The organism is Streptomyces sp. NPDC048349, assembly GCF_040651925.1.
Classification (GTDB): domain Bacteria; phylum Actinomycetota; class Actinomycetes; order Streptomycetales; family Streptomycetaceae; genus Streptomyces.
On record NZ_JBEZLA010000069.1, the window covers coordinates 23,953 to 35,947 of the forward strand.

The following is an 11,995-nucleotide window of genomic DNA, read 5'->3' on the forward strand; positions in this document are numbered from 1 at the left end:
GAGAGACCATGACCACCTTCATCAACAAGCTGACCGTGCAGGGCGACGTCAACGAGTTCCTGGCCGCCAAGGAGCCGATCACGGCCTTCATGAGCGCCCAGCCCGGCCACATCGGCAACCGCACCCTGCGCAACCTCGAGGAGCCCGGCGTCTTCGTCGAGGTCGCCCACTGGGACGACCAGGCCGCCCACCAGGCCGCCGTGTCCAGCCAGGAGTTCCGCTCCCTCGTCGCCCCGCTCGCCGCGCTCGCCACGCCCGAGCCGGGCCTCTACGAGGTGGTCGAGGCGGGCGCCCGCCTGCAGGAGGACGGCACCTACGCCTGATCCCGCACCGCCCACCGTTTCCGTCCCCCCGCCACCACCCCGATTCCAGGAGAGACCCTCATGATTACTTTGATCAAGAAGATGACCGTGCTCGGCGACATCAACGAGTTCCTGGCCGCCAAGGACCCGGTCACGGCGCACCTCGCCGCGACGGAAGGCCACGTCGGCAACCGCACCCTGCGCAACCTCGGCGAGCCGGGCGTCTTCGTCGAGATCGCCCACTGGAACGACCACGACCAGTACCAGGCCGCCGTGGGCAGCGAGGAGTTCCGCGCCCTCGCCGCCGTGCTCGCCCCGCTCGTCACCACCGAGGCGGGCCTCTACGAGGTGGTCCCCGTCGGCGCCCGCCTGGACGCGGCCGGTACCTATGCCTGATCAGGCCGAGGCCCGCACGGGGGACCGGACGCGGACCCGGGCCGCCCAGGTCCTGGTCGTCGGCGCCGGTCCGGTCGGGCTGACGGCCGCCCACGAACTGGCCCGCAGGGGTCTGCGGGTGCGGCTCGTCGACGGCGCCGACGGCCCCGCGCGCACCAGCCGCGCGGTGGCCGTGCACCCGCGCACCCTGGAGACCTTCGACCAGATGGGCGTCGTGGAGCCGGTGATCGCGTCCGGGCGGCGCAACCGCGCGTTCACGATGTTCGCGCGCGGACGCAAGCTGGTGCGGCTGGACGCCGACTACTCCTCCATGCCCACCCGCTACCCGTACACCGTCATCATCGAGCAGACCCGCACCGAGGCAGTGCTGCGCGAGGCCGTGGCCCGGCTCGGCGTCCGCGTCGAATGGGGGGTGCGGCTCACGGACCTCACCCAGGACCCCTCCGGGGTGCGGGCCCGTCTCGAACGGGCCGACGGCACGCGGGAGGAGTACGAGGTCCCGTGGCTGGTCGGCTGCGACGGCGGCCACAGCACGGTCCGCAAGCAGCTGGAGCTGCCCCTGCTCGGCGAGTCCAGCGAGACCTGGGAACTGGCCGACGCGCCGGTGACCACCGGCCTCGCACAGGACAGCATCTACTGGGTGCACACCGGCCGGCAGGCCATGATGATGGTGCCGTACAGCCGCGAGGGGCACTGGCGGCTGCTGGACACCGCGCCCGCCGGCGACGCGGAGGGCAGCACCGCGAGCCGCTTCGGCGCCAAGCTCAGCGCGGGGCTCGGACAGAGCGTGCGCGTGGGCGAGCCGCAGTGGACCTCCGTCTTCACCTTCCAGCAGCGCATGGTGCCGCGCATGCACGAGGGCCGCTGCTTCGTGGCCGGTGACGCCGCCCACGTGCACAGCCCCGCCTCCGGCCAGGGCATGAACACCGGTGTGCAGGAGGCGTACAACCTGGCGTGGAAGCTCGCCCAGGTCGTCCAGGGCACGGCCGGGCGCGGCCTGCTCGACACCTACGGCGAGGAGCGCGTACCGGTCGGCAAGGCGCTGCTCGGCAGCACCCGCACGGCCACCTTCCTGGTCCAGTTCAAGAACGTGATGGCCGGGCTGATGCTGCCGGTCGTCTTCGGCGTCGTCCGCAACGTCCCGCCGCTGCGCCGGGCCATCCAGCGCAAAGTGCTCGGCGGCATGTCCGGGCTGCGCCTGGCCTACCCCGAGTCCTCGCTCACCACCCCGGACCCCGGCATCGGGACCCCGGCCGGCAGCCGCGCGTCGGCCGCCGCCGCCCGCTTCCCCGGCGACCCGGGCGCCGACGCCCTGCAGGCGGAACTGCGCGACACCCGCTGGTCGTTGCTGTGTGCCGCGGGCGGCCCCGGTGCGGCTGCCGAGGCGGCGGCCGAAGCCGACGCCGCGTACGGCCCCTGGCTGTCGGTACGGACCGTCGGCGGGAGCCCGGGCGAGGGCCCCGGGGCGCTGCCCGACCCGGACGGGCGGCTGCGCCAGGCGCTGGGCCTGGTGCCCGGCGGCTGGGTGCTCATCCGGCCCGACGGGTACTTCGCTGCCAGCGGCGCCTCGCTGACCGGCCGGATCCTGCGCCGGGCGCTGGCCCCGCTGGGCCCCGAGGCAATGCGGGTGCGCGAGCCCGCCGGCGTCGTCTGAACCGCCCCCCGGCGGTCAGACCGCTCCGGCGAGCGAGGCGGTCAGCCGCGCCGACACCGTGCGCAGCACGGCGGCCTGGTGGTCGCTCAGGTAGAAGTGCCCGCCCGTGAAGACCTCCGAGTGGAAGCCGCCCGACGTGTGCTGCTGCCAGGCCAGCGCCTCCTCGACGGTGACCTTGGGGTCGGCGTCCCCGGTGAACGCCGTCACCGGGCAGCGCACCGCGGCTCCGGGACGGTAGACGTGCGTCTCCACCGCCTTGTAGTCGGCGCGGATCGTCGGCAGCAGCATCGCCCGCATCTCGGGGTCGTCCAGGAGCTCGGAGCCCGCCGCCCGGTGCGACTTGATCTCGGCGACCAGCTCGGCGTCGCTCGCGTCGTGCCAGCGCTCGCTGCGGCTGGTCGAGGGGGCGCGGCGCCCCGAGACGAACAGCTCGACGGGACCGTCCCCCCGTTCCTCGAGGCGCTGGGCGACCTCGAAGCCGAGCACGGCCCCCATGCTGTGCCCGAAGAGGGCGAGCGGCTTGTCCCGGTACGCCGAGAGCTCGTCGGCGATCCGGTCGGCGAGGGTGGCGACGTCCTCGACGAGCGGCTCCGTGCGCCGGTCCTGGCGGCCCGGGTACTGCACGGCCAGCACCTCGACCGAGGGCGAGAGCGCCTGGGCGACGGGGAAGTAGAAGCTGGCGGAGCCGCCCGCGTGCGGCAGGCACAGCAGGCGCACGGCCGCATCGGGGGCGGGACTGAAGACGCGGAACCACTCCGGATCGCCGCTGGGCCCGTTCATCTGCTTCTCCACTCGCCGCTCTTGACCGTTCTTGATCACTCTTGATGACCGGGTTCCAGGGTGCAGGCCGCGGCGGCTGCGCGGAACCCCGGACCGGCCGCCGCGGCCGCCGGCTCGACAGGACCTCGACCCGGTCTCCGGCGCGCCTCCGGCCGTCCGGGAAACCCTGTCGACCAGCGGGGCACCGAACCCGCCGTGATCCGTACGGCCCGGCCCACCCCCGTCCCGGCCGTACGGTTCGCAGCGCCCGGCCGGCGCGCTGCACCATCCGAGGCCGTCGCCCCTCCTGACGAGGACGCGACGGCCTCGGGCCGTTGGGTGCGGCGAGCCCGGCCGGCCGGATCCTCGAGGGGCCCTGGAGAGGTCGAGAGGGATTCAAGCGGCTCTCCGGCGGATCTTGTCAATCTCGGGAGCCAGGGCGAGAGAGGTTGAGCCGATGACGGGTGAGCGAGTGCACCGCAGGACGTACGCGGTGGACGTGGCGGCGCCGGCAGGCGTGGTCTACGGGTTGATCGCGGACACCACCCAGTGGCCGCTGTTCGTGCCGGCGAGCATCCATGTCGAACGGCTCGACTTCGACGGGGTCCGGGACCGGTTCCAGATGTGGGTCACCGCCAACGGCACCGTCAAGTCCTGGCTGTCGCACCGCACGCTGGACGCGCCGGCCCACCGCATCGACTTCCACCAGGAGGTTCCGGCCGGGCCCGCCCTGTCCCTGGGCGGCCGCTGGACGGTCCGGGCGCAGGGCGCCGGACGCTCCCGGCTGACGCTGGACCACGAGTTCACCGTCGACGAGGACCGGCCCGAGGACCTGTCCTGGGTGGAACGGGCGACGGACACCAACAGCCGGGCCGAGCTGGCACGGCTGAAGGAGACCGCCGAGCGCTGGACCTCCCTGGACTCCCTGCTGCTGTCCTTCGAGGAGTCCGTACGCCTCAAGGGGCCGGCCGAACTCGTCTACGACTTCCTGTGCGGCATCGGGGACTGGCCCGGCCAGGTCCCGCACGTCGCACGCGCCGACGTCGCCGAGGACCGGCCCGGCGTGCAGGTGGTCCGCTTGGACACCGTGTCCGCAGCGGGCCCGGAGCAGACCACGGAAGAGGTCCGGATCTGCTTCCCGCACGCGTTGCGGATCGTCCACAAGCAGACGCGGACGCCGCTGCTGATGGAAGCGCACACCGGGGAATGGTCGGTGATCCCCGACGAGACGGGCGTCACGGCCGTCGCCCGGCACAACGTGCTGCTGCGCGAGGAGGCCGTCGAGGCGGTCCTCGGCCGGGGCGCCGGAATCGAGGAGGCCCGCCGCCACGTGCGCGAACTCCTCGGCAACCAGAGCGCCACCGTCCTGGGCCTCGCCAAGCGGCACGCGGAATCCACCATCAGGACCCTCTGAACCGGGAGTTGATCGACGCCACCATGACCATCTCCCTGCACGCCCCGGACACCGCCCCGGCCAGGGCCGCCACCGCCTCCGCCTCCCACGAGGCGGCGGCGCTGCGCCGGGCCGCCCGGCTCGAGGCCCTCCTCGGCGCGCCCCAGGACCCCGCCAACCCGCACGGCATCGCCGCGCTGTGCGCAGCCGACTCCCGCGGGGAGCTCCCGGCCGCCACCGAACGGCTGCTGACCGGGACCGGACTGGCGGCCGAGTTCGTCCCCGTCGAGTTCGGCGGCCGCCTCACCCGCGCCGACCTGCTCGCCAAGGTGCTGCGCCCCGTCTTCCGCCGCGACCTGGCCCTCGGCTTCGGCTTCGGCATCACCTCGCTCTTCGCGAGCGCCGCGGTCTGGGCCGCCGGCACCGCACGCCAGCGCGAGCGGACCGCGGACCTCCTGCTCGCGGGCGGCCGGGCCTCGATCGTCCACCACGAACTGGCCCACGCCAACGCCATCCTGCGCGACGAGCTCGTCGCCGCCCCGGACCCGCGCGGCGGCTACACCCTCGACGGCCGCAAGGACGTGATCATGAACGCGTCGCGCGCGGGCGCGTACGTGGTCTACGCCCGCACCGCGGCCGAACGAGGCCCCCGCAGCCACTCCGTCCTGCTCCTGGACCCCGAGCAGCTGCCCGCCGACGGCATCCGGCACCTGCCGCGCGTGCCCACCCCCGGCATGCGTGGCGGCATCTTCTCCGGCCTGGAGTTCACCGGGTGCCCCGTCCCCGAGGACGCCCTGGTCGGCAGCCCCGGCGAAGGCGTCTCGCTGGCCCTGCGCACCTTCCAGGTCAACCGCTGCCTCATCCCCGGCGTCGCCATCGCGGCCGCCGACACCGTGCTGCGCTCGGCCGTGCGCGCCGCGTCCACCGGACGCAGCACGCCCGTGGCCAAGCGCTGGCACAAGCCGCTGGCCGGGGTCTTCGCCGACCTCCTGGCCTGCGACAGCATGGCCACCGTCGCGCTGCGCTCGCTCAGCCTGCTGCCCGAGCGCGCCCACATCCTGGCAGCGGCCGTCAAGTACGTGGTGCCGGACCTGCTGCGCGAGAGCCTGGAGGAGCTCGCCACCGTCCTGGGGGCGCACGGCTACGAACACGGCAGCCCGCAGTACGGATCCATGGACAAGCTCGTGCGCGACCTGCCGGTCGCGGGCCTCGGCCACGCCGGCACGGCCGCCTGCCACGCCGTCATCGTCCCCCAGCTGCGCAGCCTCGCCACGCGCTCCTGGTTCCTCGCCGAGGAGCCGCCGCCCGAGCTGTTCCGCAGCGGCGCGACCCTGCCCGTGCTCGACTACCGGCTGCTGGGCATCGCCAGCGGCGACGACTTCCTGTCCGCCTCGCTCATCGGCTCGGCCGGGCGCCTCGCCGCGACCCGGGGCGTCGGCGGCCAGATGGCCGTCCTCAGCGACCTCGCCGAGGGCTTCGTGGGCGAACTGCGCGCGCTGCGCACCGAGTGCGCGGCCCTGCCCGCCTCCCGGGCCGCGCTGACGGACCCCGCCGTCGTGATCCTCAGCGACCGGTACGCGATCGTGCAGGCCGCCGCCGCCGTCCTCGGCATCTGGGAAGGGCAGGACGGCGCCGACGCCTTCCTCGCCGACCCGGCGTGGGCGGTCCTGGCGCTGTCGCGGCTCGCCGGGCGGCTGGGCATCGTCGTCCCGGACCTGCCCGAGAGCTGTCTGCGCCAGGTGCTGGACGAACTCGTACGCCGCTACCGCGGGGGCCTCAGCTGCGATCTCGACGGCAGCGAGCTGACCCAGTGAGGGGAAACCGGCAAGAGAGCCAGGAGAACCAGGAGAGCCAGGAGAACCAGAGAGGGAACCCTTCCATGCCCCACCGGATCGCACTGGGCGAGCGGACCATCGCGCCGCCCATCCACGTCTCCGGGCCCGGCGGGCCCTGGAACACGGTGTGCGAGAACCTCGAACGCGACGGCAGCGCCGTCGTGTTCGCCACCTGGGGCGAATGGCTGACCGCGGCCCTGTCGGACTCCGAGCTGCGCCCGCTGCTCGGCCGCGACTGGCAGCGCTACCGGCGCACCGAGAACGCGGCGATGCGCTACTGCTTCGTCGCCTCGCGCATGGTCGTGAAGTACACGGCCGCCGCGGCCTTGAGGACGGAACCCGCCGCGCTCGACCTCGCGTACAAGATCGGTGGAAGGCCGTACATCCGCGGATTCGACCAGATCGACATCAGCCTGAGCCACACCGACGACCTCATCGTGGTCGGTGTCAGCAGGACCGGACGCATCGGCGTCGACACCGAGTCCGCCCAGCGCAAGATCTCCTTCGAGCTGTTCCACGACCACATGTGCACCCCCGCCGAACACGCGGAGCTGACGCGCATGTCCCAGGAGCGCCAGACCTCCGAGCTGCTGCGGCTGTGGACCCTGAAAGAGGCCTACACCAAGGCGCTCGGGCAGGGACTGCGGCTGGGTTTCACCGAGTTCGGCTTCGGCCTGGAGAGCGGTGACCTGCTCGCCCCCGACGGCTCCCCCGCCTCCCGCGGCGAATGGGCCTTCGCGACCTTCCCGGTGCTCGCCGACCGCTACCTGGTGAGCGTGGCCTGCCACGACACCGGGCTGGACGCCGCCCGCGACACCGCGGTCCACACCATGCTCGACGAGGGCTTCATGGGCGCGGTCGAGGAAGGCCTGGCGAGCGCGTGAAGCGGATGAGCAGGCCGTGTCAGCGCCGCGTCAGCGCCGCGTGGCCGCCGCTCGCATACTGCGAGACCTTTCCATGCCCGATGCACGCAGCCGACCGAGGAGGGAGCAGATGGCCGCGCCCGTGACGGTGATCGTCACTCCCGGCCCGCCGCCTTCGCTCGACCTCCACGGACCCCTCACGCACCGGGCCCTGGAGGCGGCGCTCGCGGCGCTGCCGCCGTGCACCCCGACGCTGCACCGGCACACCGAGACCCACCACACGCTCGAGGTGCCCCCGCCGCCGTTCCCCGCGGGCACCCTCGCGGACCTGCTGGCCGCGTCGTGGTCCGAGGACGGTACACCCGGCCCCGGCAGGGCCGGCGCACCGGACCCCGCCGCACCCGGCACGGCCGGGGCGCCCGAGCCCGTCCAGGCCACGGCCCCCGCCGCGCCGCTCCAGCGGGACGTCCTGCTCGACGCGCTGGCCCGGCCCGGCGCCGGGCTGCACGTCGGCCAGGTGTACTGGCGCTGGCACGGACCCCTGGACGTGGCCCGGTTCACCGCGGCCTGGCAGTCGCTCGCGGACCGCGAAGCGGTGCTGCGCGCCGCCGTTGCCCCGCCCGTGCGCGACGCCGGCCCGCAGATCGCCGTGCACCCGCACGCCGCCGTGGAGGTCCTGCGCCACCGGCACGACGCGACCGACTGGGACACCCTGCTGGCCGCCGAGCGCGCCCGCTCCTTCGACCTGCGCCACCCCGGGCCGCTGCGCATCGCCCTGCTGGACGATCCGCCGTCCGGTGAGGGCGCCTCCCGCTCCACCCGGGTCCTGATCACCTATCACCAGGCGCTGCTGGACCGCCGCAGCATCCGCGCCCTGCTCGGCGCCTTCTACCGGGCCTACCTCGCCGACGGGCGCATGCCCGGCGGGGAGCGCCGCCCCGACGTACGCGACCACCTGCACTGGCTGCACGCTCAGGACCTCGGCCCCGCCCGGGCGTTCTGGTCGGGTGCCGCTCCCTCGCCCGGGGCCGCGACCCTGCCGGCCCGGCCCGCCGCCCGCACCACCGGCCGGCTCGGCCACGGCCGGACCCGGCACACCCTCACCGTCACCGAGGCGGTCCGGCTGCGCGAATGGGCCGCCCAGTGGGGGGCCACCGAGAGCACCGCGCTGCACGCCGCGTGGGCCCTGCAGCTCTACCGGCCGGCCGCCGACCTCGACGCCACACCGCGCTCGGTCGCCTTCGCCGTCGCCGTCTCGGGCCGCGGCATCCCCCTGGAGGGCGTCGAGTCGCTGCCGGGCCCGCTGCGCAACCCGCTGCCCGTGCAGCTCGTCGTCGACCCGGCGGCGACCGTGCCGCGGCTGCTCGCCGACCTGACCTCCCGGGCACTGGACGCCGCCGCCTACGAATGGGTGTCGGCGGGGCAGATCCAGGCGTGGGCGGGCACCTCCCCGGACGCGGGCCGGGTCACCGAATCCCTGATCGTGTTCGAGCCGCCGCCGCCGCGGGTGAACGGGTACGGGGGCGGCGCCCCCCGCCAGGACGCCCCCCGCGAGGACGCGTACCGCGAGGAGCTCGCCGCCGAGGGCGTCCGGGTGGACCCGCCCGAGGCCGTCGGCCCGCTCACCGGGGTGCCCTTCACGCTCTGCGCCCAGCACCAGGCGGACGGTTCCCTGGTGCTGACCGCCGTCCACGACCGGACGCGCTTCTCCGACAACGCGGCCGCGCTGATCCTGTCGCAGACCGCGGACCTGCTGCGCGAACTGCCCTTCTCCGCCGACGGTTTCACGACCGTCGCGCAGGCCCTGGGGCTGCTCTCGGGGGCCCGCGTGCCCCCGGTCACCATCCGTCCGACCGGCGCGCTGCGCCTGCTGCGGGAAGCCGCCCACCCGGGCGCCGGCACCATCTGCCTGATCCCGCCGCCCGACGCGGCGCCGGACTGCTACGCCCGGCTCGCCGATCTCCACCCCGGTCCGCAGGCGCTGGCCACCCTGACCGGCGCGGCGGACGCGGCGGACTTCCTGACCGGGCTGCGCCCCGCGCTCGCCTCCGGGGAGCCGCTCGTCCTGGGCTGCTTCTCCGGCGCGGGCACCCTCGCCTGCGAGATCGCCGACCGGATCGCCGCGCACGGCTGGTACCCGCCGTTCGTCGTGATCGCGGGCGCCGCCGACGGCGGCCCGGACTCCGTCCGCGCCCTCACATCGGCGCTCGCCTCCGCGACCGCGAGGCCCGGATGAGCCGCTGACCTGCGGCCGCCCCTGCGGCTGCTCCTGCGGCTGCTCCTGCGGCCGCTGCCTGCCGACGCAGGCACGCGCACCTCGTCCGCCCGCGGTCTCCCACCGCCGCTCTGCCATGGGCCGAGCGTCCCCTCCCACCCTGGAGCACTATGTCCCGCCGACTTTTCACCTCCGAGTCCGTCACCGAGGGCCACCCCGACAAGATCGCCGACCAGATCAGCGACACGATCCTCGACGCGCTCCTCACCCAGGACCCCACCTCCCGCGTCGCCGTGGAGACCCTCATCACCACCGGTCTCGTGCACATCGCCGGCGAGGTGACGACGAAGGCCTACGCGCCGATCCCGCAGCTCGTCCGCGACAAGATCCTCGAGATCGGCTACGACTCCTCCGCCAAGGGCTTCGACGGCGCCTCCTGCGGCGTCTCCGTCTCCATCGGCGCGCAGTCCCCGGACATCGCGCAGGGCGTCGACACCGCCTACGAGAGCCGGGTCGAGGGTGCCGCCACAGGTGAGGAGGGCGACGAGCTCGACAAGCAGGGGGCCGGCGACCAGGGCCTGATGTTCGGCTACGCCACCGACGAGACCCCCGAGCTGATGCCGCTCCCGATCCACCTCGCGCACCGGCTCTCGCGCCGCCTGTCCGAGGTCCGCAAGAACGGCACGCTGCCGTACCTGCGCCCCGACGGCAAGACCCAGGTCACCATCGAGTACGACGGCGACACGGCCGTCCGCCTGGACACCGTGGTCGTCTCCTCGCAGCACGCCTCCGACATCGACCTGGAGGGCCTGCTCGCCCCCGACATCCAGGAGCACGTCGTCGCGTACGTGCTGGCCCAGCTGGCCGAGGACGGCATCAAGCTGGACACCGAGGGCTACCGGCTGCTCGTGAACCCGACCGGCCGCTTCGAGATCGGCGGCCCGATGGGCGACGCCGGCCTGACCGGCCGCAAGATCATCATCGACACGTACGGCGGCATGGCCCGCCACGGCGGCGGCGCCTTCTCCGGCAAGGACCCGTCCAAGGTCGACCGCTCGGCCGCCTACGCGATGCGCTGGGTCGCCAAGAACGTCGTCGCCGCCGGTCTCGCCTCGCGCTGCGAGGTCCAGGTCGCCTACGCGATCGGCAAGGCCGAGCCCGTCGGCCTGTTCGTCGAAACCTTCGGCACCGCCAAGGTCGAGACCCAGAAGATCGAGGACGCCATCGCCGAGGTCTTCGACCTGCGCCCGGCCGCGATCATCCGCGACCTCGACCTGCTGCGCCCGATCTACGCCCAGACCGCCGCCTACGGCCACTTCGGCCGCGAGCTGCCGGACTTCACCTGGGAGCGCACCGACCGCGCCGAGCAGCTCAAGGCAGCGGTCGCCCGCTGACGTCCGTACGACCGCCACCCAACCGCCCCGCCGACGGCGGGACACCGGCCCCACTCCGTCCTGATCAGGAGACCACGTGCGTATCGCGGTGACTGGATCCATCGCCACGGATCACCTCATGGCCTTCCCAGGCCGGTTCGTCGACCAACTGCTCCCGGACCAGCTGGAGCACGTCTCGCTCTCGTTCCTCGTCGACTCGCTCGAGGTACGGCGGGGCGGAGTGGCGGCCAACATCGCCTACGGTCTCGGCGGACTGGGCCTGGCCCCGGTCCTCGCCGGGGCGGTGGGCGTCGACTTCCACGAGTACGAGGTCTGGCTCAAGGAGCACGGCGTCGACACCGGCGGGGTGTACGTGTCCGACACCTGCCAGACCGCGCGCTTCATGTGCATGACCGACGAGGACTCCAACCAGATCGCGTCCTTCTACGCCGGTGCGATGGCGGAGGCGGCCGAGATCGACCTGCGCACCCTGACCGGACCGGGGGACCCGCCCGTCGACCTCGTGCTGGTCTCGCCCAACGACCCGGCCGCGATGGTCCGGCACACCCGCCAGTGCCGGGGCCTCGGCATCCCGTTCGCCGCCGACCCCTCCCAGCAGCTCGCCCGCCTCGACGGCGACGAGGTGCGGGAGCTGGTGACGGGGGCGCGCTGGCTGTTCACCAACGCCTACGAGGCCGCGCTGCTGCGCGAGCGGACCGGCTGGGACGAGCAGGAGATCCTCGAGCGCGTCGGCATCTGGGTGACCACCCTGGGCGCCGACGGCGTCCGCATCGAGCGCAAGGGCGAACCCGCCCTCACCGTGCCGGCCGTCCCCGACGTCCGGCCCCAGGACCCCACGGGTGTCGGCGACGCCTTCCGGGCCGGGTTCCTCGCGGCCGTCAGCTGGTACCTGCCGCTGGAGACGGCCGCGCAGCTGGGCTGTGCCATGGCCGCGCTGGTGCTGGAGGCCGTGGGGTCCCAGGACTACGAGGTCGACGGAGAGCGGCTGCTGGCCACCGTCGAGACGGTCTACGGCCCCGAGCCGGCCCGGCTGCTGGGCCCGGCGCTGCGAGCGCTGACATGAGCGGGACCCGGGCCGACGCCCTGCGCGAGGCGCTCGCCACGCGGGTGGTCGTAGCCGACGGAGCCATGGGGACGATGCTCCAGGCGCAGGACCCCTCGATGGAGGACTTCCAGCAGCTGGA

General features: G+C 74.0%; 10 protein-coding genes. 9 read left to right on the top strand and 1 reads right to left on the bottom strand.

The annotated features are described in order from the left end of the window. Nucleotides 1-8: 8 nt before the first annotated feature. From AB0D44_RS29080 to AB0D44_RS29090, 3 genes are read left to right on the top strand one after another with little or no spacing between them, the layout of a single operon-like run. Nucleotides 9-323, top strand: coding sequence for an antibiotic biosynthesis monooxygenase family protein (locus AB0D44_RS29080; RefSeq protein WP_362596306.1), 315 nt, complete (start codon nt 9-11; stop codon nt 321-323). Nucleotides 324-383: 60 nt separating this feature from the next. After that, complete coding sequence (locus AB0D44_RS29085) at nt 384-698, top strand: antibiotic biosynthesis monooxygenase (protein ID WP_362596308.1); 315 nt, start codon at nt 384-386, stop codon at nt 696-698. Next, nucleotides 691-2,352, top strand: coding sequence for an FAD-dependent oxidoreductase (locus AB0D44_RS29090; protein ID WP_362596310.1), 1,662 nt, complete (start codon nt 691-693; stop codon nt 2,350-2,352). Before AB0D44_RS29085 ends, AB0D44_RS29090 begins: the two co-directional genes overlap by 8 nt. A gap of 15 nt (nt 2,353-2,367) precedes the next feature. Here the strand turns inward: AB0D44_RS29090 and AB0D44_RS29095 are convergent, their stop codons facing one another. Then, on the bottom strand, nt 2,368-3,132 hold the full coding sequence (locus AB0D44_RS29095) for an alpha/beta fold hydrolase (protein WP_362596312.1): 765 nt from the start codon (nt 3,130-3,132) through the stop codon (nt 2,368-2,370). A 436-nt stretch (nt 3,133-3,568) separates the two neighbouring features. Between AB0D44_RS29095 and AB0D44_RS29100 the strand changes: the two genes are divergently transcribed. The 6 genes from AB0D44_RS29100 (at nt 3,569) to AB0D44_RS29125 (ending at nt 11,874) form a co-directional block, all read left to right on the top strand. Further along, nucleotides 3,569-4,525 (top strand): aromatase/cyclase, encoded by a 957-nt coding sequence (locus AB0D44_RS29100; RefSeq protein ID WP_362596314.1) that lies wholly within the window; start codon nt 3,569-3,571, stop codon nt 4,523-4,525. A gap of 23 nt (nt 4,526-4,548) precedes the next feature. Then, the gene (locus tag AB0D44_RS29105) at nt 4,549-6,318 is read left to right on the top strand and encodes an acyl-CoA dehydrogenase (protein WP_362596316.1); all 1,770 of its coding nucleotides are present in this window, start codon (nt 4,549-4,551) and stop codon (nt 6,316-6,318) included. 65 nt (nt 6,319-6,383) lie between these two features. Beyond that, the gene (locus tag AB0D44_RS29110) at nt 6,384-7,223 is read left to right on the top strand and encodes a 4'-phosphopantetheinyl transferase superfamily protein (RefSeq protein ID WP_362596318.1); all 840 of its coding nucleotides are present in this window, start codon (nt 6,384-6,386) and stop codon (nt 7,221-7,223) included. Nucleotides 7,224-7,332: 109 nt separating this feature from the next. Beyond that, entirely contained in the window at nt 7,333-9,438 is a 2,106-nt protein-coding gene (locus tag AB0D44_RS29115; RefSeq protein ID WP_362596320.1) for a condensation domain-containing protein, read from the top strand. Nucleotides 9,439-9,587: 149 nt separating this feature from the next. Next, nucleotides 9,588-10,811 carry a methionine adenosyltransferase gene (gene metK, locus AB0D44_RS29120; RefSeq protein ID WP_362596322.1) on the top strand — a complete coding sequence of 408 codons (1,224 nt, stop codon included), beginning with the start codon at nt 9,588-9,590 and terminating at the stop codon, nt 10,809-10,811. Between the two features lie 76 nt (nt 10,812-10,887). Next, on the top strand, nt 10,888-11,874 hold the full coding sequence (locus AB0D44_RS29125) for a carbohydrate kinase family protein (RefSeq protein ID WP_362596324.1): 987 nt from the start codon (nt 10,888-10,890) through the stop codon (nt 11,872-11,874). Nucleotides 11,875-11,995: the final 121 nt, after the last annotated feature.